17 protein-coding genes and 5 pseudogenes are annotated in these 22,524 nt (G+C 67.6%); 12 read left to right on the top strand and 10 right to left on the bottom strand.

Annotated features, from left to right (window positions below; genetic code table 11):
• Positions 1-11: 11 nt before the first annotated feature.
• Together OG379_RS01895 and OG379_RS01890 are read right to left on the bottom strand one after the other, a co-directional pair.
• The gene (locus tag OG379_RS01895) at positions 12-1,178 is read right to left on the bottom strand and encodes a serine hydrolase domain-containing protein (protein WP_405658545.1); all 1,167 of its coding nucleotides are present in this window, start codon (positions 1,176-1,178) and stop codon (positions 12-14) included.
• A 624-nt stretch (positions 1,179-1,802) separates the two neighbouring features.
• A complete protein-coding gene (locus OG379_RS01890; protein ID WP_405658544.1) occupies positions 1,803-2,093 on the bottom strand; it encodes a hypothetical protein in 291 nt (96 codons plus the stop codon).
• A 291-nt stretch (positions 2,094-2,384) separates the two neighbouring features.
• Between OG379_RS01890 and OG379_RS01885 the strand changes: the two genes are divergently transcribed.
• The 3 genes from OG379_RS01885 to OG379_RS01875 all read left to right on the top strand — a co-directional run bounded on the left by OG379_RS01885 (position 2,385) and on the right by OG379_RS01875 (position 4,487).
• Positions 2,385-2,684, top strand: a complete 300-nt coding sequence (locus tag OG379_RS01885; RefSeq protein ID WP_405658542.1) for a hypothetical protein — start codon at positions 2,385-2,387, stop codon at positions 2,682-2,684.
• A gap of 18 nt (positions 2,685-2,702) precedes the next feature.
• The gene (locus OG379_RS01880; protein ID WP_405658541.1) at positions 2,703-3,680 is read left to right on the top strand and encodes a hypothetical protein; all 978 of its coding nucleotides are present in this window, start codon (positions 2,703-2,705) and stop codon (positions 3,678-3,680) included.
• Positions 3,681-4,049: 369 nt separating this feature from the next.
• Entirely contained in the window at positions 4,050-4,487 is a 438-nt protein-coding gene (locus OG379_RS01875) for a hypothetical protein (protein WP_405658539.1), read from the top strand.
• A 656-nt stretch (positions 4,488-5,143) separates the two neighbouring features.
• Here OG379_RS01875 and OG379_RS01870 read toward each other — a convergent pair.
• Complete coding sequence (locus OG379_RS01870; RefSeq protein ID WP_405658537.1) at positions 5,144-6,070, bottom strand: DUF3048 domain-containing protein; 927 nt, start codon at positions 6,068-6,070, stop codon at positions 5,144-5,146.
• A 598-nt stretch (positions 6,071-6,668) separates the two neighbouring features.
• On the opposite strand from OG379_RS01870, the gene OG379_RS01865 reads away from it, so the two are divergent.
• On the top strand, positions 6,669-6,860 hold the full coding sequence (locus tag OG379_RS01865) for a hypothetical protein (RefSeq protein ID WP_405658534.1): 192 nt from the start codon (positions 6,669-6,671) through the stop codon (positions 6,858-6,860).
• Positions 6,861-7,692: 832 nt separating this feature from the next.
• Here OG379_RS01865 and OG379_RS01860 read toward each other — a convergent pair.
• The 3 genes from OG379_RS01860 to OG379_RS01850 all read right to left on the bottom strand — a co-directional run bounded on the left by OG379_RS01860 (position 7,693) and on the right by OG379_RS01850 (position 10,406).
• A complete protein-coding gene (locus tag OG379_RS01860; RefSeq protein WP_405658532.1) occupies positions 7,693-8,082 on the bottom strand; it encodes an Ig-like domain-containing protein in 390 nt (129 codons plus the stop codon).
• A 323-nt stretch (positions 8,083-8,405) separates the two neighbouring features.
• The gene (locus tag OG379_RS01855; RefSeq protein WP_405658530.1) at positions 8,406-9,458 is read right to left on the bottom strand and encodes an IPT/TIG domain-containing protein; all 1,053 of its coding nucleotides are present in this window, start codon (positions 9,456-9,458) and stop codon (positions 8,406-8,408) included.
• 204 nt (positions 9,459-9,662) lie between these two features.
• Positions 9,663-10,406 (bottom strand): IPT/TIG domain-containing protein, encoded by a 744-nt coding sequence (locus OG379_RS01850; protein WP_393767146.1) that lies wholly within the window; start codon positions 10,404-10,406, stop codon positions 9,663-9,665.
• A gap of 749 nt (positions 10,407-11,155) precedes the next feature.
• Here OG379_RS01850 and OG379_RS01845 point away from each other — a divergent pair.
• Entirely contained in the window at positions 11,156-12,472 is a 1,317-nt protein-coding gene (locus OG379_RS01845; protein WP_405658528.1) for an ice-binding family protein, read from the top strand.
• 804 nt (positions 12,473-13,276) lie between these two features.
• Here OG379_RS01845 and OG379_RS01840 read toward each other — a convergent pair.
• A complete protein-coding gene (locus OG379_RS01840) occupies positions 13,277-14,491 on the bottom strand; it encodes an amidohydrolase family protein (protein ID WP_405658526.1) in 1,215 nt (404 codons plus the stop codon).
• 103 nt (positions 14,492-14,594) lie between these two features.
• Between OG379_RS01840 and OG379_RS01835 the strand changes: the two genes are divergently transcribed.
• Together OG379_RS01835 and OG379_RS01830 are read left to right on the top strand one after the other, a co-directional pair.
• The gene (locus OG379_RS01835) at positions 14,595-15,062 is read left to right on the top strand and encodes a MarR family winged helix-turn-helix transcriptional regulator (RefSeq protein ID WP_405658524.1); all 468 of its coding nucleotides are present in this window, start codon (positions 14,595-14,597) and stop codon (positions 15,060-15,062) included.
• A gap of 295 nt (positions 15,063-15,357) precedes the next feature.
• Positions 15,358-15,825, top strand: a complete 468-nt coding sequence (locus OG379_RS01830; RefSeq protein ID WP_405668837.1) for a hypothetical protein — start codon at positions 15,358-15,360, stop codon at positions 15,823-15,825.
• A gap of 100 nt (positions 15,826-15,925) precedes the next feature.
• On the opposite strand, the pseudogene OG379_RS01825 reads toward OG379_RS01830, so the two are convergent.
• Positions 15,926-16,106, bottom strand: a pseudogene (locus tag OG379_RS01825) (transposase); the annotation flags it as partial.
• Positions 16,107-16,257: 151 nt separating this feature from the next.
• Here OG379_RS01825 and OG379_RS01820 point away from each other — a divergent pair.
• Positions 16,258-16,421, top strand: a pseudogene (locus tag OG379_RS01820) (transposase); the annotation flags it as partial.
• Between the two features lie 95 nt (positions 16,422-16,516).
• Here the strand turns inward: OG379_RS01820 and OG379_RS01815 are convergent.
• Positions 16,517-16,865: pseudogene (locus OG379_RS01815) on the bottom strand (transposase); the annotation flags it as partial.
• Between the two features lie 358 nt (positions 16,866-17,223).
• Here OG379_RS01815 and OG379_RS01810 point away from each other — a divergent pair.
• Positions 17,224-19,026: a cholesterol oxidase substrate-binding domain-containing protein gene (locus OG379_RS01810; RefSeq protein ID WP_405658522.1), complete on the top strand. Its 1,803-nt coding sequence runs from the start codon at positions 17,224-17,226 to the stop codon at positions 19,024-19,026.
• A 19-nt stretch (positions 19,027-19,045) separates the two neighbouring features.
• Here the strand turns inward: OG379_RS01810 and OG379_RS01805 are convergent.
• Positions 19,046-19,927 (bottom strand): annotated as a pseudogene (locus OG379_RS01805) (IS5 family transposase).
• A 118-nt stretch (positions 19,928-20,045) separates the two neighbouring features.
• Here OG379_RS01805 and OG379_RS01800 point away from each other — a divergent pair.
• The 3 genes and pseudogenes from OG379_RS01800 to OG379_RS01790 form a co-directional block, all read left to right on the top strand.
• A pseudogene (locus OG379_RS01800) lies at positions 20,046-20,616 on the top strand (transposase); the annotation flags it as partial.
• Between the two features lie 252 nt (positions 20,617-20,868).
• On the top strand, positions 20,869-21,705 hold the full coding sequence (locus OG379_RS01795) for an alpha/beta fold hydrolase (RefSeq protein WP_405658521.1): 837 nt from the start codon (positions 20,869-20,871) through the stop codon (positions 21,703-21,705).
• Complete coding sequence (locus OG379_RS01790) at positions 21,698-22,282, top strand: WHG domain-containing protein (RefSeq protein WP_405658518.1); 585 nt, start codon at positions 21,698-21,700, stop codon at positions 22,280-22,282. Before OG379_RS01795 ends, OG379_RS01790 begins: the two co-directional genes overlap by 8 nt.
• Positions 22,283-22,524: the final 242 nt, after the last annotated feature.

Raw genomic sequence — 22,524 nt, 5'->3', positions numbered from 1 at the left:
ACGACGAAGCCTCAATGACACAGGGCTGCCATCTGCGCCTTTCTCGGTCCCTCGCTCTGCGGAACGGGCCGCTCATCCTTCAGGTCCGCGCCGAGGTCGTAGACATTAGCGGCGAGGACCAGCTGTCGCTCACCGTCGGTGGTGGCGAGGGACACGCTGGTGAACCCGGGTCCGGCGCCGTCGGTTGCCCAGGCGCCGATCGGCTTGGTGTCCGGCTCCGAGCCACACGGCACGTCCATACGCTGCACGCCGAGTCCGTACGCCGGCGCTTCGGGGAACTGCACCGTGGTCAGGAGTTCGCGCTGTTGGGCGGGGCGCAGCAGCTTGCCGGTGAACAGGGCCCGGTGGAATCGGGCCAGGTCGTCGACCGTGGAGATCATGGCGCCGGCGGTCCAGTCGTACGACGGGCTGAATCGCGTTACGTCGCGCCCCGTGAGATCGTAACCGTGCAGATGAGAACCGTGAATGGCCGGGTCGGTCAGCGGGAAAGAGGTGTCTTCAAGGCCGAGCGGGGCGAGAATCCGCCGCCGAATTTCGGAGGGCGCGCTGCGATGCGTGACTGCCTCGATCACCAGACCGGCGAGTAGGTAGTTGGTATTGGAGTACGACCAGTCGCTGCCGGGTGCGAAGAGCGGCTTGTGCCGGATGGCGCGGGCGATGACCTCCCGGGGGGTGTAAACGTGGTCCCATTCTTGGTGCTCCAGGTAGGGAGCGAAGAACTCCGGTTCCTTGGTGGGGTCGTATATGCCCGAGGTGTGGTTGAGCAGTTGGCGGATGGTGATGTCATTGCCGGCGTTGCCGTTTCCCTGGACCACGCCGGGCAGCCACTTCTCCGCGCTGTCGTCGAGCGAGAGCCGCCCTTCGCCCTCCAACTGCAGCAACACCGTCGACACGAATGACTTGGTGCTACTGGCGATCCGGAACCGCTGGTCCGGCCGTGCTCGTTCGCCGCTCGCCGTGTCCGCGAGCCCGGCCGCCATTTTTGACTCCCGCTCTCCGCGCCTGGCATACACCACGACACCCGGGAATCCGTCCGCGACCGTCTGCTCGATGGCCTCCTTGAGGCCGGCGGGCGGCGGGGCCGACGCTCGCTCCGCCGCGGCCGTCGGGGAGATTCCTGATACCGCCACCGCGCAAAGTCCCGCCAACAGTGTTGCTGCCCCCGCACGTGCCTTCACTGATTGCCCCTGTTTCTGTCGCCTGTGCCGTTCCTCTCTCAGCGTGCCGGGCCGCCGCGCCGGTCGCCCATCCTGCTGACGCCCGGGTTGATACGGGGGGTGTCCCCACCTCACGCCGTCCTGCCCCTCGCCAAGTCTGCGCATGGCGAGGTCCTGATCAATGGTGCCGAGATCGGACGGGGCCAATCAAACTGCGTCAGGACGAACTGCAGGGAGGACGGCAAGGTATTGATGGTGTGCTGTCCGTATTAAGCGTGCACACGGCTGTAGTTGACGGGCGATCGTAGAGAGCTAAGTGATCAGGCGGATTCGTGCCCGCACTGCACTCACCCCACACTCTCGCCCCGCAACAACGGTCTATTTCCGGTCGGTCTGAAACGCTCAGTCACGGCAACCTGGCGGTCATGGACAATGCCATCAAGATGGTGAAAGCCAACAAGGGCGTCGTCCTCAGATCAGTTACTGCCTGGGCAGGACTCGGCAGGGTTATCCCGTCAACACCTGATTCACCGTCAATCTTGCGTATTAGCTGCGGACATGAGGGTCTATCAGTCCCCCGGGGAGTTGCCCGAGTTCTGCCACCGACCCCTGACAGGCGAGCACCTGCGCCATGGGGTGGGGCGCCTAATCGAGCTCCGGTGGACCCGCCTCGATGTGCCGCAGTACCGGAGCCAGGCGGTCTACATCGGGGCCGGGATCGAGTTGCCTCTCGTCCCACCAGGTGGCACCCGCGTCGCGTAGCGGGCCGATCGCAACCTTGGCCATGGCGGTGTCCGCCGGAGTGGCGCCGCCGACTACGAGGTCGAAGGGGCGCTGGGCGTCGCCTTCTCGATGACCGCGCACATAGGTGATCATCTCCCGCACGTCCTCGCGGTCCGGCGGGTATCCATGCGGGGCGTTCTTGACGACGCTCACACCACGCCGCACATCGGTCTTTGTCGCTGGCTCAATGCCAGGTAAGTAATCCAGCGGGCGGATCAATGACGTACCTCGCAGAATTCCGGTGCGGTCATTGCATGCGGATTCCGGGGGATAGGCGCACCAACCCCCTTTCGGCACACACGAACTCCGGGCCGCGGACTCCCCGTTCCGATGTGCGCGGGGAGAGGGGGCATGGGACCCTGACAGAACGAGGAGTGAGTAAGGAGTGGTGTCGTGGGAACGTATGCTGACCAGGCGAAAGGTGACGGCGAAAGGCTTGCCGACGTGCCCCTCGACACGTTCCGCAGCCACATCCGTTTCATCGAGAAGCACAACCTGTGGGACGAGGTGAGAGGCGCCCTCGGCGAAGCCGGTGTCGACACGGTTGCCATGGATATCCGTCCGGTTCGTGTGATCAGTGAGCTGGTCGCCGCGAAGGGGAGTGCCCTTCCGGAAGAGGCCGATCACTCGGACGCGGTGGTCACTCCTGAATGTGGGTGCGACTCGATCAGTGGTCGTCCTCCCGTGACCCCGGTCGGTGGCGGAGACGCGGGTGCGGGAGACGCGGGCGTGCGCCCCGAGTGACCCGTGCAGGCAGACGGCATGAAGAATGACGACCTGCGCATCGCCCGCGAGGCGAAGGCGCGTTTCGGTCCTCAGCTGCTGGCCCACCCCGACGTGGAGGGGGTGGGGGTAGGCCGGCGTCGGCGGGCCGGAGACAGGACGGACGAGTACGCCGTCGTCGTGCATCTGCGTGAGAAACTGCCGGAGAGCAGAATTCCTCCCGCGCGATTGCTGCCCAAAGAGCTGCGTTTCACCGAAAAGAGCGGGCGAGATGTCTCGGTGCGCGTAGACGTGCAGCAGCACGCGAAACCCACTCCGGAGACAGGCAGGGTCCGCCCGGTTCCTGGTGGGGTGAGCGTCGGTATCGTGGGAACGCACGTCGGATCGGGCACGCTGGGGGGATGGGTATGGGACACCGTGACCCGGCAAGTGGTCGCGCTGTCCAATGCCCATGTATTCGGCTCACGTCCCGGTGTGAGCATCATTCAGCCTTCGAATGACGACGGCGGAGTTTCACCGGACGACAGCATCGCCTCCGTCTTGCGCACAGGATCACTCGACGCGGCGATAGCCGAGCCGGCTGATGCGTCGATCGTCAGTGCGTCCATCGTTCAGGGAGGGCCTGCGGTATTCGAGATCGCTGACGCGGCCTTGGATATGCGCGTCCAGAAGACGGGACGTGCGACGGGACTCACCTTCGGCACCGTCGACCTGATCGACTTCGACTCGGATTACCGCGGCTCGCACTCCGATCTGTGGATCGATGCCGAGGGCGGCGACTTCTCGCTGGGCGGGGACTCGGGAGCGCTGTACCTGCTCGCACCCGGTAATGCAGCCCTCGCTGCTGAGAAACGGCAGGTTGTGGGGCTGCACTGGGGCGGGTCGGGGCGGGACGGCGTCGGTCATCACATCCGGGCCGTCTTCAACGACCTGAAGCTGAGCACGCTGCCGAGCGGGACCGACGCCCCTGCCGTCGACGGGATTATCGAGCCCGCCAGAGGCATGCGGCCAGGCTGACGGAGCCGCGGAACCGAAACGTGGTCTGCGGCGCCGGACTCTCGGCCCCGATTGGCGATCGGTCTATAAAAGGTGGGCCTGTGGGGCCATCACTGCTCGGGACGATGCCACCGTGCCCGCCCGCACTGAGAATCGACGTGGACCTCATCGGTCCCTTTCTCTGCCCCCAGCGGGCGGCCCGGCGCGTGAGCGCTCAGCGCGAAGGGGGCCGCATGGTGCACGCCCGCACGGTCCTGGCCCCAGCACCTGCGCCGGCGGCAGCGGCGCGGCACTGATGCCGAGGCCGAACGGCTCCGGGAGATCTTCCGCAGAGACTGCCTGCACCAGCTGCCGCAGGTCGAGCAGACCATGGGCAAGCGGGTCCAAACCATGATCCAGCAGCTCGACGCCACCTGCCGGAGTGTCGAAGACCTCGCAACGGCCGCCGAGGAAGCGTTCCTCTCACATCCCGACTTGGAGGCCATCATCAGTTTCGGGGGTGCGGTGCGCCACTCGCATTCAAAATTCGAACAGACGTATCATCTGGGTGTGCCCGCCTATGACTTTCCCCAAGACCTCCTCGACGCCCAGGCCGCCCTCGACGAGGTGCAGGCCGAACGTGACCGCTACCGGCCGGAGACGGAAGGGAGTTCTGGGTACACACCCGAGCAGACCGAGCGCCTTGCCGGGTACCGGGCACGGGTTCTGGAACTGACCACGTTCGTGCTGACGCACCCGTACTGGGCGACGTTGTCCGGCCCGGACCGGGTGGAGGCCCGCACTGCCCTGAAGCAGGCCCACGACGACGAGGCCGGCCCTGAGGCGTAGCCATGCCTGACGGCACACCGCACGTCCGGCACCATCAGCCCCCCTGATGCAACCCGCGCTCCTTGCTGATGTGCGTCTACAACCGGGACCGGGTCCCGTATCGCCGCCTGGACGCCGACGACGCCCCCGCCTGAACCGCTGCCGGCCGTCGTGCGCGAACACCGGGCGGCGCCGACGCCGCCGCTCGCGCCGTGGATGAAGACGGTTCCGCCCAGCTGCAGCCGGGCTCGCTGGAACAGGGCACGCCAGGCCGTCACGCAAGGGACGCCGACTGCCGCTCCTTGGGCGAAGGACAGGCTGGACGGCAGGGGGTGAATCGCGGTGGCCACCGTCGTGTTGGCCTCACGTACCGCAGCGGGCGGGGGCGCTGACGCCCACCCGCCGGTCGCAGCTTTCCAGAACGCCCATCTCGTGCTCGCCGCCGTCTCCGTCGTCGCCGCGGCCCTTGCCTTCACCATGGCCGACAGGGACGCCAGGAACGCTGCGCGGACGATGCCGCAGCGAGAGATCGCGAACGCGTGGAAGCTGCTCGGAAAGACCGGGGTGCCGAGTATTGGCGGTGCCGACGAAGACCTCATGACATCGCGTGAGTTGGAGCCGTTTCGCTGTCACCCGGGCCGCCGGAGTCCGCAGATGCGGACTTCGGCGGCCTTGCGTCAATTCGGTACGAGAACGATCCAGACCTGGCCGGTCGCGAATGTCATCGGCTCGCCGTCCTTGGTGGTGAAGCCGGTCGCTGACTCGGCGGTGTTCCGCTCCCATGCCACGTCGTACGACTTGCCGTCCCGCAGGACTACAGCCGAGCCGGACCCCACGGTCGCGCTGAACGGCGAGGTGTTTCCCCCTCGGTCCCGGAAGCGTGAAGGCTGCACGTCCACATCCTGCAGGATTACTGTGGCTGCTCCGAGCCGGTCCCCGGAGGCCGCACGGGCCGGGGCTCTGTCCATGCTCACCAGCCACTCGTCCCGGTCCGCGGCCCAGGTGAAGGTGAACCGTGCCGACGGGTACGACACGCTGCGCTCGCTGACGGGGATACCGCCCGGGGGCGGGGCAGCGAAGCGGAGCCCGATGTCCTCGGCCGCGTTCGCCCCGGTGGAGGCGCGCGGGATCTTCCCCGGGCGCAGATAGAGATTGTGGGGTGCGGCGCGATCCTCGTTGCGGAAATAGGCGCCCGGTGCCTTCGACGGCGGCAGCGCGTCGAGGGGGGCGGCTTCGATCGACGGCCGGAGGGCGGACTGGGCGCCCGAGTACGCGAGCGTGGGCTCGTCGAATTGCCGGAGCAGCTCCAGATCCGTTTCGCGAGCGCTGCGTACGGGGCCGACGACGGACGGCAGGTCGGAGGAGTAGGCGGCGAGTATGCGGCTGAGGCCTGCCTCTACCTGCTCCACGTAGACGATGTCGGCCTTCTCGAGCCCGGTCGGCGGCCGAGCCGCGGCTACGTTGTCGATCTTCACGGCGAGAACCTCGGCGCGTGGTGCGGATGTTGTCTTCCCTCCGCCCGAGCTGCTGCAGGCCGCAGTGAGGACGAGCGTGAGCGCGGCGAGTGCGGCGGCGGCCGATCTCTTCGTCCGGGAGGTAGGCATGGCTGCCGCCCCTTTCGGGCCGACTCTGCGGCCTCGGCTCATGTCTGCTGCGGCGATGACTTTCTCGTCAATCATCACGCAGAACACCGGCCGGAGCGCCTCAGACACGGTGTCGGAACCCTCCGGGCTGGTCGACTCCGCCACATGCCCCTCCACGACGGCCGGGAACAGAAAATTCGCGAGAACGCGACCGAACGGCCCGGCGCGCGGGCCGTGGCCCCGCGCTCACCCAGCTCGTCCTGTTGCTCCTGGTCCTCGTCGCCGGCCTGGTTATGGGCGCCCTGGAACGCCGTCACCCGGCGGCCGCGACGCCGCTGGGAGTTGCGCCTGGACCGCCTCACACGCCTCATGGCCCGCCCCGTTCCGTACGAGGGCGGGACTCTGCCCCTGGCCGTGTCCATCGGTGCCGCCACCCCGGCCGCCAGCCGGACGGTGACCTGCCCACTTTGATGCGCTCCGCCGATACCGCGATGTACGAGGGCAAGCACACCGGCATCATCCCCCAGGCCGGGCCCGGGCACGCCCCCACGCCCAGCGTGAACGGCCGCCGCTCAGGACGACCCGTTACCGCACTACGCGGGAGATCCGCGTGATGCCGATGAGCAGCGCACCCAAGCGCGACGTTCGCCACCTCGCCTACCCCGAGCCGCCCGCATCGCCGCTCTGGCACCGGGCCAGCCCCCGGCCCCGCCCACTCACGACCGCCCAGCAGCGCCGCAACCGCGAACTGCTGCTGCGCGCGCAGCACGTCCCTCGCCCCCGTACCGCCACAGAGGAGACCGCTCGATGAACCGCACCCTGTTCCGCCGCTGCGCCACCGCACCCGGCCCCCTCCCTGCCGAGGACCAGGTCGCCGTCGACGCGTTCCGCGCGACGTTCACCGCCCCGCGCCGCCCGAGCCCCTGAAGCCGGGCTGCGCCCACGACATCGTTCTGAGGGTCGGGCCGTTCCCGAGCGCGCCCACACCCGGCCCGGCGACGACCACGGGCCCGACATCATCGCCGTCGCCCTCCAGCACCCCGGTGGGTCGTACGCCCCCTAAGGTGAGCCCTACCGGAAGCTCGGCTTAGGTTCTCGCCGCTCGTGGCACAGGTGGTTTCGCTGGCCAGCAGGTCGTGCGCGGTCTCAACTTGATGGCCAGGATGCCAGTTTCACGGACATGGCATTTTCTCGTGGCCTCGGCGCGACGTGGCGGGCCGAGGCTGGAGAGCCCCGAGCAGCTGCGGCATGATGTTGGAAAGTGCCTGGCCGAGACGGAATCTCCGGATGCCTCTGGCCCTTCTCCGTCTGGTCCGGCATCGTCCTGTCGCCGTTAGGTCTGGCCGTTCTCGCGGCCCCGCGGACGGGCGGTGCCCGATCGTGGGTGTGTGACCCGGGCTGCCACCCGGCGGAGAACACGGAGTGGGAGATCATCAGAAGCTGGGAGTGGCAGGCGGGCAGGCACTTTTCCGGGGCTTGACGAAAGGCTCGCTGCCCAACACTGGCCAGACGCTACCCACTGCTCAGGCTTGCTGGAGCAGTCGCAGGCGGCCGATGATCACACGACTCATGCTCGGCACGACTCTCTCCCATGAGATCTGCCCCCGGCAGGGCCGTTGTCGGGACCGGGGGCGCCGTTCGTGCTAGTGGATGTTGATCTCGTTGTGGATGTTTCCCGTGTTGAAATTGATCAGGCCGCCACAGGCGAGGAGACAGAATCCGCCCGGAGTGGTGGGCGGTACCGGGGTTGCCGAGATGGTGACGATAGTTTCGTCGTTGGAGGCGTTGCAGTTGTCGTTGCCGTTGTAGGCGGCTGTCACCGTGTGCGAGCCGGTGGTGGTGAAGCTGGCCGTGTACGAGGCCTGTCCGTCGGGTCCGACAGGGACTGTGTCCAGGAGGTCTCCGCCGTCGAAGAACGTCACGCCGAGGCCGCCGGTTGGGTCGTCCGAGCAGGTCACCGTCGCAGTCAGCTGCACCGGTTCACTGACGGGCGCGGTCGAGGGGAATGCTTGGACCGTGGTTGTCGATGCCACTGCGGCGGCGGCCGGTGATGCGCCGCCAACCACTGTGCAGAGTGCCGCGAAGGTGGCCAGTTTGAATGTCCCGCGTACTTTCCGAAGGCTCACTGTTCGACTCCTAGGTTGCGACCGGGTATTTAATCCCTGGCCGGTTCGGAGCCGTCACCCTATGCCGCTGGTTTTGGAATCTTGGGAGGCGTTGCGGGGGTCAACCCGGTTGGGTTAGAGGATTACCTGAACGCAGGTACCCGGGTTTCGGGTAGCCCGATGAGCATATTCTTGCGGGCTTTCAGATGCCGCCCCGGGGCCTTTGATCGATGGCGTAGGGGAGTGCGGTTCTAAATTCCGGGGGGCGACAGCCGTGTGTAGGGGAGGGAGTTGCTGGTGCCTCCGACGGTGATGACGTCGACCAGGACGGGGCCTGCTGGTGCCGCCGGTGCGAGCGCGACCACGGCTGTGTCGGACAGTACGGTGAACGCGGTTGGCAGTGTGCCGAAGCGGACCGTGGTGGTGGTCGTCAGACCGCTGCCGGTGAGGGTGACGCCGGCGCCCGCCGAAGTGGGGCCCTGGGCGGGGGAGAGGCCTGTGATGACTGGCGATGGTGCGTAGGTGTAGACGACGGGATTGCTGGTGCCTCCGGGGGTGGTGACGGTTACGGGTAGGGATCCGGCGCCAGCGGGTGCGGTGGCGGTGATCTGGGTGGGGGAGTTGACGGTGTAGCTGGTGGCGGCCGTCACGCCGAAGGTGACTGCGGTGGTTCCGGTGAAGCCCGATCCGGTGAGGGTGACGGCCGTACCGCCGGAGGAAGGCCCCTCGCTCGGCGTGAGGGTGATGAGGGAGGGGGCGCTCAGATAGAAGAAGTAGACGGGCCCGGTAGTGCCTCCGGGGGTGGTGACGGTTACGGGTACGGCTCCGGCGCCAGCGGGTGCCGTGGCGGTGATCTGGGTGGGGGAGTTGACGGTGTAGCTGGTGGCGGCTGCGGTGCCGAAGGTGACTGCGGTGACTGCGGTGAAGCCCGATCCGGTGAGGTTGACGGCCGTGCCGCCGGACGAGGGCCCCTGGGTCGGTGTGATCCCGGTGAGGGAGGGGGCCGCGGCGTAGGTGTAGGTGACAGCGTTGCTCGTTCCCCCGGGGGTTTTCACGGTGACGGCGACAGAACCCGTACCGGGCGGGGCAATGGCGGTGATCTGCGTCGATGAAGCGACGTTGTAGCCGAGGGCCGCTTTGGGACCGAAACTGACGGCGGTGGCGCCGGTGAAGCCGTTTCCGTTCAGGACGACGTTGTTGTTGCCGGCCGCGGGACCGGTAGCTGGCACCACGGTGGTGAGGACGGGCGCGGCGGCCACGGCGCTGGGCCGCGCCGGTGTTGTGTTGGGGTCGGCGTCTTTCACGTGTCTCCGTAAGTGGGTCGGGCGGCCGGGAAAGCCAGGGCGGCTGATCGGGTTCTTCCCGGTCGCTACCCGGTGGGCCCCCGGCCCAGGTGGGGTGTCCGGGCCGGGGGCTGTAGAGGGGTCTGCGGTGAGACGACAGCGTCACCGCGCGGCCGTCCGGGCAGGGCCGGCTCCCTGGGGGAGCCGGCCCTCGTTCGGTGTCGGTCAGATGCCGGGTCCTGCGATGTACGTGAACGCGTCCGTTGCGGTCGCGCTCCCGGCGTCGTTGGTGACGACGACGTCTACCGGACCGGCGGCTCCCGGAGGTGTGACGGCCGACACCGCGGTGTCGGAGATCACGGTGAAGGGTGCGGGGTTGCCGTCGAAGGTGACCTCGGTGGTGCTGGTAAGGCCTGTACCCGACACGGTCACGGTCGTTCCGCCGGACGTCGGTCCCGCAGTGGGGACTACCGTCGTCACTGTCGGAGCCGCGACGTAGGTGTAGGAGAGTCCGTTGTTGGTGCCGCCGGCCGTGGTGACGCTGACGCCGACGGAGCCGGCGGGACCGGCCGGTACGGCGACGGTGATCTGACCGTCGGAGATGACGGTCGGCACCGCCGAGTTGGCACCGAACGCCACACTGGTGGCGCTGGAAAGACCGGTTCCGTTGATGGTGACGGTCTCACCGCCCGCCGTCGATCCGGAGGTCGGGCTGAGCGACTGCTTGAACGGCGCTCCGATGTAGTAGAAGGGAAGCGGGTTGCTCGTCCCTCCCGGGGTGGTCACGGTTACGCCGACCGCTCCGTTGCCGGAGGGCGAAACGGCGGTGACCTGGGTGGGCGAGACGTTGGTGACGGCGGTCGCGGGCCGGTTGCCGAAGCGCACCGCGGAGGTGCCGGTGAGGTTGGTGCCGGTGATGGTGACGAGTGTGCCGCCGCCGCTGGAACCCTGGTTCGGGCTGATGGGCATGAGGGCTTCTTCCTCGCTCGGAATGATGTACATTGCCGAGCAGTGGTGAGGGTCTTGTGGACCCCGCACGTACCGGATGGATGCGAGCCGGCTCTCGTGTCCACTGGCCAGGTGGTGGATCGACGGTCTTGCGTGTGGTTGCCCGGTGGAGGTCTGCGGCCTCCGCCGTCACACGCAGGAGAAGTCGAGGAACACGGTCTGTCGAGCGTCAGCTGCCGCCAGATCAGGGGCTTGCTCGCCTATGTGTCGTGGATCCGAAGACCGCTGGATGCGGATAGGTGCAGTAACCCATTCGAGTGACCTTCGGCGCAATGAAACTGACGTTGAGTCATCCGATCGGGCGAGCGCCAAGGGCGTAAAAGACGGCACACAGACAGCGCTTTCATGAATATCATTTCATGCGACAGACGCGGCGATAGCGCACCGCTGCAATGGTTGATCTCCGGACGGCCGACCAAAGATTTCGGCGGGGCGGGAAAATGCTGCCCGCGGAGCGTTGCGCGAACACATGAGCCGAGCCGTGCATGCCAGGGCCAAGTCACTTGCGCCGTACGGTGCGTTGGCAGCGCCTGTTTGGGGACCTCAGGTCCTGACGGGTCCCTCGTTCGGGTGATGCACAGTGTGAGGTATTGCCACATTGGCACGCTAATGGGCTACTCGATTGAGTCGTCTGCCAACTACGGCCAACACAGGGGACGCGCGCGTGAACAACGCTTTTCGGCGGCCCTGTCGGATCGAGGGAGCACCCCATGCCGGTCTCACCAGATCAGGGCTCCACTGGCGGCGGCGACATCGTCACTCTCACCGGCAGCCACTTCACCGGCGCCAGTGCCGTCCACTACGGCCTCCGTCAGGCCGCAGGCTTCACAGTCGTCAACGACTCCTCGGCGGCCACGGTCACACCGTCCGGCCGCGGCCCCGCAGCCGTCACCGTGACCACCGCCGGCGGTACGGGGTTCGTCGGTACCTTCTTCTACCTTCCCCCGCCCTCCTTCCGTCTCGTTCCTCCGTCGGCCGGCCCCCGCACCGGCGGCAACATCGTGACCCTCATCGGTGTTGGCCTCTCCACCACGAGCGACGTCAGCTTCGGCACGCAAGCCGCCGAGTTCTCCGTCGAATCCGACGGGCGACTCACTGTCACGGTCCCGGCCTCAGGTGCGGAGACAACGGTAGTGATCATCGTTCGAAGCAGAGGCGGAGTCGCGGGCGGCGTTACCTACACATATCTCGACGTCCCCACTATTGACCGCATCACCCCAGACTCCGGACCGGTGGACGGCGGCAACATCGTCGTCATCACAGGCACTGGTTTCTCCTACGCCACAGGTGTCGCCTTCGACGGCATTCCCGCCCTCTCCTACCGGATCGCCTCGGACACCGAGATCGACGCTCTTCTGCCCAGCGGTGAGCCAGGCCTGGCCGATGTCACCATCACGACCCTCGGCGGCACCGCCACGGCGACCAGCGTCTACGCCTACCTTGGGCGCTTCGCCGTCCTAGGGGGCGAGTCAGTTACCAACGCCGGACCTACGAGCGTCACGGGAGACCTCGGAACGAGCCCCGGAGTGTCTGTCACCGGGTTCCCGCCAGGTCAACTGAACGGAACCTTCCACATCGCCGACGCGGACGCACTACAGGTCCGAGCCGAGCTGGCGGCCACCTGTGACGAAGCCGTCAACAGGCAGCCGGACACCAGCATTTCCGGAGACCTGGGCGGCCAGACCCTGGTCCCTGGCGTGTATCACGCGGCGTCCTCGATCGCACTCACCGGGGCGCTGACACTCGACGCGCAAGATGACCACAACGCGCGCTGGGTGTTTCAGATCGGCTCAACCCTGACCACCGCAACCGCGAGTCGCGTACAACTCGTCAACGGCGCCTCCGCACGCAATGTCATCTGGCTGATCGGAAGTTCAGCCACATTGGGTCCCGCCAGTTCCCTGTCAGGGAGAATCCTCGCAGTGACATCGATTACCCTCAACCCCGGCGCGACAGTCAACGGGCAAGTCTCCGCGCGCAACGGGTCCGTAACTCTCGACAGCAACACCATCACCCGCGCATGGTGAGTTGGATCGATATGCCATCCGCCTCAGCACGCACAGCACCACTGCCGGCTGCCCGCGTCGCGCCCCTCCAGGAACGCCCCAGCGCAGAATGGCCCCCCACATGGCGTCGAAGTCGTCGAACCCTGCACGGTTGGCGTCTTTGAACTCTGCCCAGGTGTCGTAGGTTTGGCCGGCGACAAGGCTCTGCACAAGGTCGCGCATACCGCGCAGCACGTTGTCAGACAACGCGACTATGTCCGGCGGTGCGGTGATGGAAATCTGTTAGCGCAGTTCGTACATGCCACCGTCCCGATACGCGTTCGCTGCCGGACGGGCGCTCCGGCCAGGGCTCCGTGCTGGTTCATCGTCACGCCGTGGATCTCGTTCCATGTCCGCGCCACAGTCGCGAGGTAGGCGGCGTACAACTGGCGAGTGACAGAGGTACGCCGGACCCCTGCTTTCTGCGCCACCTGGACCGGTCGGCCAGCCACCTGGCCCCACGCCGATGACAGCACCCGTCACCGTACTGACCACCGAAGTCCATTCCATCGGTGGAGGATATGCGTCTGTGGTGCTTCCGTCTGCGTGATCGACAAGCAGCCAGCCCAGGCAGTTGCGGCTCGCGTACGCCGCCGCATATTGGTGCGCACGCCCGCCGGCCGCAGTCTCTCCCGGCCGCTGGTCGGCCGACCGGTGGGGAGGGTAGGTGAGCTCGCTCCCAGCCGACCGAGTCGCAGAGGTCTTGGGCGGTTCGGAGATAATCGCCCTACTGCGGCGAGCAAGAACCGGACAGTTGAGTCCTTCCCTCAAGGGGAAGTGCTGCGGTTATGCCGCCAGGCGGGTGCCGCGGCGCCAGATGGCGCGGGTGTTGAGGGTGTCGCTGATGTTGCTGACGGGGTCGCCGTCGACCAGTAGAAGGTCGGCACGGAGTCCCTCGGCGATGCGGCCCCGGTCGCCGAGGCGGAAGCGGCGGGCGGTGGTCGCCGTGGCCGCGCGCAGGGCCCGTGCGGGCGTGAGGCCGGCCGCCACCAGGTATTGCAGTTCGTGGTGCAGGCTCGCTCCGTGGGCCAGGCCCCCGAAGAACGTCTCGGGCATGGAGACGTCGGTGCCGGCCAGCACGTCGATACCGGCGGCGTCCAGAGCGCGTACGGTGTCGTAGACGTCGTCGAGCTTGCCCTGCGGGTAGCGGTTGTAGCTGGAGCGCAGGGTCTGGTCCCACTTGCTGTCGAGGCGTGCGGCGACCCGGGGGTCGTCGGCGAGTTCGCTGCCGGTGATCCCCATCATCGAAGCGTTGAGGGTGACGCAGGGGATGACGAACATGCCCGCGTCCTTGATGACGCTGATGATCTCGGCGGTGTGCGGCTGGTCCATGAACACGTGGGTGAGGCCATCGATGCCGGCTTCGGCGGCCATCCTGGTGGCGTCCACGGTCAGCGCGTGGGCCACGGTGAGGGCGCCGTACTTCTTGGCTTCGGCCACACCGGCGTTCACGGTGGCCTGGTCGAGTGCGGGCAGCCCGGGGTGCCCCTCCACGCTGCCGTCGTCGATCATGAACTTGATGAAGTCGGAACCGCGGCCGAGCAGTTGGGGCACGAAGGCTGCCGCTTCCTCGGGCGTGGTGGAGAACGGCATCAGGGGCATGACCGGGGGGAGATCCCACTTCGGCCGGAATCCTTCGGGCATCAGCTCGCTCGGGTGACCACCGGGCGGGGTGATGGCGAAGCCGGAAGAGCGCACGTCGGCCTGCGTGTCGTCGTCGGTGATGAGCCCCCGGTTCTCCCGGGTGTTCATCCCCTGCATCTCCAGTTCGGTCGTCACCCCGAACCGCAGGGCGAGCGCCAGGGAACCCGGGGAGGAGTGGACGTGGGCGTCGATGAGTCCTGGCAGCAGGGTGGCGCCGCCGCCGTCCACGATCTCGCTGCCCTGAGGGGCGTCGCCCCCGACACGGGCGATCCTCCCGCCGTCGATGACGACGGTCTGCGCGCCTATCGACTTCTCTCCGTCGAAGATCTGTGCGTTGGTGATCGCGGTGAGCGCCATAGCGGTCCGCCTCGTTTCCTCGCTCGTCCAAGATTTACATACCCGATGCTATGCACTTGTATACTGGTATGCAAATGTGCGGACCGGGCCTAGAATGGGTCACATGAGCAGCGCGCCCTTCTCCGAGCAGCCGTCCGACGATCTGGCGCTGGACCAGATCGGCCCCGCGCTGTCACGTCTGCGACGACGCGCACCCGCATCGAGCAAGGACCTCACCCGCAACCTCGTGCTCAATGTGATCGCCGATGCGCCGGGCGAGACGACCGTCGGTGGCCTCGCCGCCGAGATGGGCGTCGCCCAGCCGGTGGCCAGCCGGACCGTAGCCGCCTGTATAGAGGAAGGGTTGCTGCGCCGGGCGGCGTCCCAGGCCGACGGACGTCGCACCGTGCTCGAACTCACCGAGCATGGTGAGGCCGAACGCAGCCGCTTCGCCGCTGAACAGCGCAGAGCGTTCCAGGAGATCACCGTTGCCTGGTCGCCGGGGGAGCGTATCCAGTTCGCACGCCTCTTGGCCCGATACGGAGATGACGCCACCGCCTGGTCCAGAAAACAGGCCACAAGCCGTGACTGACCGAGCAGCGTCCCGACACCGAATCATGGCCAGGAGCCCAGGCTTCTATCGCGCCGACGGACGGTCTACCGACACTCGCCCGTGAACAGGGTGAGAACCTTGAGAAGCAATCACACCAGCCCTTCGGTCTGCAGCTCAAGTCGGCGCGGCAACTCACCGCTCGTCACTCGGCGGCCTGGTCGGCCTGCCCGAGCGCGCCGCCGCAGCCGGGCAGGGAGGCCGGCCCCTGGATACACCCAGGGGGCGGCACGCGGAAGTCGCACGGCTCCGGCCCGAGCTGCTGCGCCTGTCGGCGGTGGTCCCCACGCACCCGTTCTGGGAGAGAGTGCGGCACCCCGCGTTCTACATGCTCATGTACGGCACTGTGCAGCCCGGGCGGCGCCCCCCGGCCGCGGACGAGGCGCACGCCCTGCTGGTGGGACTGCTGGGCCGGGCGGCCGACGCCGGACGCCTTCGGGTTCCGGTGGAGCAGGCGACGCGCGTCATCCATGCGGCGACAACAGGTGCCACGCTGGCGCTGATCGGCGAAGAGCGCTCAAAGCAGGACCTGACCACCTCGGCACGGCTGCGGGACACCGTCCTCGCCTCGATCACCACAGACTCGCCCACCCCATCCGGGTCGGACCTGGCCTCGCGCGCCCTCGCCCTCGCCGCACTTCAAACCGCGCTCCCCACCGGGCCCCCGGCTGCGGGCGCCGGGGTACCTCTGCGAGACGCGGAGACGGCTCTGCTGCGTGAATGGCTGCAACAGCTGGCAGGCTGAACCCACCGCCTGCTCCTGCTTTCGGCGCGGTGTCCAGGTCTTCGAGGAGGGGGTCGGCGAGCCGTCCGGCGCCCTCCTCGATCTCCCCATCCCGCTGCTCCGTCTTCCACTTGCCGAACCGCATGGGCAGGTCCCACCCCGGGATGGCGGTCCGTTGCCGGAAGAGAATGCCGTTGATTACCACCCGGTGGCTCCTCCACCGCCCGCCTGGGCCTGTGTCCCTCGGCAGGTGCGGGTTCCAGCCGGGCCCACTCTGCTTCTGTCAGCCCACCCCGCCCCAACGGAAGAAACGATTCACCAGTCAGCCTGTCACGCGACTCATCGGACAGGCCCCAGGAGACCGGCCTCCTCTGAGCGAAGCGCGAGTCCGCTTCGCACGCCCGCAGGGCCGCCAGAGGTCGCCGGAAGATCACTTACTGATCGGGACTGTGAGAGCGCGCAGCTCCGCTGTCGCCACCTGCTCCTGAGCGGCGCCGCGCTGTCCCGGGCGACTGCGCGTTCCCGACCGGACGGCATTCGGCGGGATCAGGTGCGTACTACGGACCGGAGTCGCGTGGCGTGATGTTCCAGCTGAGATGGTGGGCTGCTCAGGCCTGGCTGTCTCCGCCAGTTCGACCTGATCGAGTCCGTTTCCGGTTCGCCATCGGAGCGCGAGGGCTGGACAAGCACTAGGGCGCGTATTTGGTTGTGATCAAGGGTTGGTCCGTGCGAGGTTCTTGATCCAGATCATTGAGGCGCGACGGTGGAGGCTGGCGAGGTAGCTCTGAGGGGTCTTGTCGTAGCGGGTGGCTATGCCGTGCCAGGCCCTCAGTTTGTTGATCAGGCGCTCGACGGTGTTTCGTTCCTTGTAGAGGCTGGCGTCGTGGCTGACGAGCCGGCCGCTTCTGCTGCCTTTCTTCTTCCGGTTGGCGGCCTGGTCCTTCTTCTCCGGATGACTGCCTTGATGTGGTGTTTGCTCAGGTAGGCGCGGTTGCCGCGGGGGACGCGTAGGCATCGTCCCCGGCGACCGCGTCGGGCCGGGTGCGGGGGCGGCCGACGGACCCGCGGACCCCCCACTGGGCTATACGGCGACACACGACCTGCTCCGAGGTGTGTGGCAGATCGCCCCGCCGACAGACAATGTCCGCTGACGAGCGAATTGTGCGGTTTGTGAACCCCGCCTCTTCGCCAGTCGTAAGCCTAGCGGCGGGTCTGCATCGCGATCTGTACATCACCACCCGCCGTACCGCCGCCCCCGAGAAGGAAGCCGCGGAACCTGCCGAAGGCTGTGAGGCTGTGAGACGGAACTCGCGATGATTGCGGACGGGTGCAGTTTGCCGGTTTGACGTTCAGGTGCCGGTTTCGGCGGTCTGTGTCATGGAGCTTCGGTGACGTGCTGGTTCCCCATACATTCATGTCATGTCTGATCACTCGAAGTCTTCTTCACGTCCTGTCACTTCCTCCGGTCCCTCTGAGCCGTCCGGCCTCTCCCGCCGTGGTGTTCTGCGCGCCGCGGCGGCTGCCGGAGCGTTAGGCCTCCCGCTCAGTGCCGCCATAGCCGGGGCCTCCCCGGCCGCGGCGGCGCCCGCCGTCGTTCCGAGCGCCGCACCCGAACTTCCCGCCGGACTCGTGCCCTACCGCTCTCCGTACATCAACTGGGCCGGCGAGATCACCCACAGCGGGCTGTGGGCCTGCGCGCCCCGCACCGGCCAGGAACTCGCCGACCTCGCAAACTGGGCCCATGCCAACGGCTGGCGGCTGCGTGCCCGGGGTAAGTCGCACAACTGGTCACCCTTGACGATCGTCCCGGCCACCGAGCGCGACGCGCACGTCCTCCTGCTGGACACCACCGAGCATCTGACACACATGGAACTCACGACCCCGCCCGCCGGCGCCCCCGGCGCGGTGCGTGCGCAGGCCGGAGTGACCCTCGAAACGCTGATGGCCTTCCTCGCCGATCACGGACTGGGCGTCACCAACACTCCCGCGCCGGGGGAGTTGACCCTGGGCGGCACACTGGCCATCGACGCCCACGGCACCAGCGTCCCCGCGGACGGCGAGTCCGCCCGCCCCGGCCACACCTACGGCAGCCTCAGCAACCTCGTCCTGTCCCTCACCGCCGTCGTCTGGGACTCCGCCGAGGACGCCTACGTCGTGAAGACCTTCCACCGAGGAATCGACGAGGAGTGTGAAGCCCTGGCCACCCACCTCGGGCGCGGTCTCATCGTGGAGGCCGAGATCCAGGCGGGCGAGGACATCCCGCTGCGCTGCCGGAGCCGCGTCGACCTCACCGCCGACGAACTGTTCGCCGCCCCGGGCAGCGCCCTCGCCGCCCGGGGAAACACCTTCGCGGACTTCATGGCCGAGTCGGGGCGGGTGGAGACGATCTGGTTCGCCTTCACCGACCGGCCCTGGCTCAAGGTATGGAGCCTCAGCCCTGAGCGCCCGGTCACCTCCAGGCCGGTGCACGCCCCGTACAACTACCCGTTCAGCGACATCGTCCCGACCCCGGTCGCCCGGCTGGCCGGGCTTCTCGTCGCAGGCTCCTGGTACCTCGCGCCGACGCTCGGCGCCGCACAGTACACGGTGGCGGCGACCGGACTGACCGCCACCGTCGCGAAGGACCTGTGGGGCCCCTCGCACACCCTCCAGTTCTACTTGCGCCCCACAACACTTCGTGAGACCGCCAACGGGTACGGGATCCTTACCCGCCGTGCCGACGTCCAGCGCGTCGTCTCCGAGTTCGCCGGTTACTACCGGCAACGGCTGGCGGCCTGGGCCGCAGCGGGCAGATTCCCGATCAACGGGCAGGTGGAAATCCGAGTCAGCGGCCTCGACCAGCCCGAAGACTCCGCTGCGCCGGGTGCACGCCCGCCGCTGCTCTCCGTCATCCGCCCGCACCCCGACCACCCGGAGTACGACTGTGTGGTGTGGGTGGACGTGCTGACCCAGCCGACCTCACCCGGAGCCCACGAGTTCTACCGGGAACTGGAAAGCTTCCTGATGAGTACCTTCGACGGCGGTTACGCGCTCGCGCGCGTCGAATGGTCCAAGGGCTGGGGCTATACAGATACGGCAGCCTGGGCCGACGAGCAGATCATCGAGTCCACGGTGCCCGCTTCGTACGGCGCCGGGCAGTGGTCCGAAGCCGTCTCCATCCTGGACCGGCTCGATCCTCACCGGGTCTTCGGCAACGGCTTCACGGATCAGCTGGTGCGCTAGGGCGGGTATTTGGTTGTTATCAAGGATTGCTCCGTGTGAGGTCCTTGATCCAGATCATTGAGGCGCGAAGGTGGAGGCCGGCGAGTTAGCTCTGAGGGGTCTTGTCATAGCGGGTGGCTATGCCGCGCCACGCTTGCAGCTTGTTGGTCAGGCGCTCGACGGTGTTTCGTTCCTTGTAGAGGTCGGCGTCGTGACTGACGGCGCCGACCACCTCTGCTGCCTTTCTTCTTCCGGTTGGCGGCCTGGTCCTTCTTCTCCGGGATGACTGCCTTGATGTGGCGTTTGCGCAGGTAGGCGCGGTTGCCGCAGGACGAGAAGGCCTTGTCCCCGGCGATCGAGTCGGGCCGGGTGCGGGGGCGGCCGACGGGCCCGCGGACCCGTACTTTCTTGAGCACGAGGATGAACTGCGGGCTGTCCGCGGCCTGCCCCGTGGTCAGGACGAGCGCCGGTGGGCGGCACTTCCGGTCGGAGGCGAGGCGGACTGGACCTTGCTGGTCTGCCCGCCCCGTGAGCGTCTGAGCAGGACGGCTTTCAACCGGAGTCTGTGCCGACGCCGGATACGTGGTCGTGCATCCCGGCAGCGTCGTGGTGGGTCCGGGCGGTGGTGGAGTCCACGCTGACCAGGGATAAGTCCACCTCACCCCGCTTCGCGGCTTCCGCGATCAGGCCCTCCAGCAGGGCCTCGAAGACGCCGGCGTCCCGCCACTGCCGGAAACGGTTATGGACGCTTGACCAGCCGAACTCCTCCGGCATCTCCCGCCACTGCCCGCCCGTCCGAAACCGCCAGATCACGCCCTCGAACTGGTGCCGCAGCCGCTCCGGGTACGGCCCATACGTGCCGATCGGCAGGTACGGGCCGATGAACTCCCACTCCCATATCCGTCAATTGCATCCGCGTCACACAACACGATCTACCAGATCAGGCCCAGCCACGAGGGTCGATCCCGCAGATTGATCACAGCCAAATGCGCGCCCTGAAGCCTGTCTCGTAACTGTGAGGGCTGAACCGCGTTGGCCTGATGATGCAGGTGATCTCCGCTGAGCGTCGCGAGCTCGTTGAAGTGTTCACCGGGCTTCAGCCGCGCCAGTTCCAACGGCTTGTGCAGGCGGTTCAGAGGGCCGGTGGGCAGGCACTGGGCGCGGCCCGACCTGGGCATCCATGGTCGTTGCCGCTGAGGGACCGGGTTCTGCTGGCGGCGATGTACGCCGCACCAACCTGACCGTGCGGCAGCTTGCACCCTTGTGCAGGTGCTGGTCACAGCGGAGACCAGACTCGTTATCTCGGTCGGCCGGCCTCTGCCCGGGAATCGGAACGACTACACAGCGTTCAGTGACTCCGGGATCGATGTCGCATGCGGACGGGCAACGGTCATCGCGGACGGCGGATATCAGGGGACAGGCCTGCTCATCCCACATCGCCGCAAGGCGGGGCAGACGCGATTACCTGAGTGGAAGGAGCAGCACAACGCCGCTCACCGGCGTGTTCGGGCCCGCGTTGAGCATGTCCTGGCTCGGATGAAGAACTGGAAGATCCTCCGCGACTGCAGGCTCAAGGGAGACGGTGTGTTCTGGGCGGCCAGCTGCGTTGCCCACAGAGAACGGAGAGGCCCTCTGGGATTGGGGAGGCGCGTCCCGAACCGGCACTACCGGAGTGACGATGCGCGGACCCGGCCGAGCTGCGCGTCAGCCCATTCCCCTACCGCCCGGCCCGGACTGAGCTGGACCTTCCTCCCTCGCCCTCGCCTGGCACCCGGCTGGGGTTGACTCTCATGGCTATGGGCATTAGCTTTTGGCTATTCATATTAGCTTATAGCTATTGTGCTTAACGAGCAGGGAGATGTCATGGCTGAGTTCGTCTCCGTCCCGGGCGGCACCATCGCCTACGAGGCCGCTGGAGAAGGTCCGCTGGTCGTCCTGGCCCACGGCATGGGGGACAGCCGCACGGCGTACAGGTTCGTCCTGCCGCGTCTGGTGGCGGCGGGGTATCGAGTGGCCGCGGTCGACCTGCGGGGCTGTGGCGAGTCGAGCGCGCAATGGCCTTCCTACTCGCGCACGGACATCGCGGGCGATCTGCTCGCGGTGATCCGCCACATCGACAGCGGCCCGGCCGTCCTGGTCGGCCACTCGATCTCCGGCGGCGCCGCCACCGTTGCGGCCGCCCAGGATCCCGGCCTGGTCAGAGGCATCATCGAGCTGGGCCCCTTCACGCGTGCGCAGTCGATCAAGCTCGGCGACTTCCGCTCGAAGACCTACCGCAAGGGTGCCTTCCGGCTGCTCGGTGCCAGCCTGTTCGGCAGCGTGGGACTGTGGTCCCGCTATCTGGACCACGCCTACCCGGGCCGCAAGCCGGCCGACTGGAGGGGCCGGCTGGCACGCATCGAGGCGATGCTGGGCGAGCCCGGCCGGATGCGGGCGTTGCAGAAGATGGGGCAGTCGGCGCCGACCGACGCCGGCGCCCAGTTGGGCAACGTACGGTGCCCTGCCCTGATCGTGCAGGGCTCGCTCGACCCCGACTGGGTCGATCCCCGTGCCGAGGGCGAGGCGATCGTGGCTGCGATGCCGGCCGGTGTCGGAGAGCTCGCGGTGGTCGAGGGAGCCGGCCACTACCTGCACGACCAGTACCCCGAGGAGACGGTGTCCCTCATCCAGGCCTTTCTGGAAGCACACGCCCGTGCCTAGGGCGGGCCTCGATACGAGCGCCGTCGTCGCAGCGGGCGCGGCGCTCGCCGACGAGGTCGGTTTGGCGGGTCTGACCATGGGGCTGCTGGCCGACAGGCTCGGCGTACGACCGCCGTCCCTGTACAAGCACGTCGGCTCCCTGCACGAACTACGGCACGGCATCTCCGTCCAGGCCAAGCGCGAATTCGCCCATCAGCTGGCCCGGGAGTCCGTCGGCCGTTCCGGCCCGGACGCGGTCCGGGCGTTCGCCGACAGCTACCGCCACTGGGCCCTGGAGCATCCCGGCCGCTACGCCGCCACCGTCCCCGCTCCGGCGGCCGGTGACGAGGAGGACCGCCGCGTCAGCGAAGAGGCGTTGCAGGTTCTGCTCGACGTCCTCGCCGGTTTCGACCTGCCCGCCGGGCGCGTAGTCGACTCCGCACGGGCGCTGCGATCGGCACTTCATGGGTTCGTCACCCTTGAGGGCGCCAGCGGCTTCGAAATGCCCCGCGACGTCACGCGGAGTTTCCACTTCCTCATCGACACCCTGATCACCGGCTTCCAGACCGACCCTCCTGATCACGGCTCCGAAGGATGACATAGCGGACATCGATTCCCCCTGTCGACCCCACAGACACCTGTGAACGGGAAGACTCCGGCCGAGCCGTTGTCCGAGTCGCCCTTTGTCGATCGAGGTCAGGAGGATGCCGTGAGCGCCGTGAGGACCAGGACCGCAACGGCCGGGGCACGACAACGTCCGAGGCGGCATGCGCTTCGCCGGCGAGGTGACCGCTTGAGCGTGCACACCTGGGCCCTGTGGTCGCACTCCCTCCCGCTGGC

The organism is Streptomyces sp. NBC_01166 (assembly GCF_045039765.1).
Taxonomy (GTDB): domain Bacteria; phylum Actinomycetota; class Actinomycetes; order Streptomycetales; family Streptomycetaceae; genus Streptomyces.
This window is presented reverse-complemented; position numbering and strand designations above follow the sequence as displayed.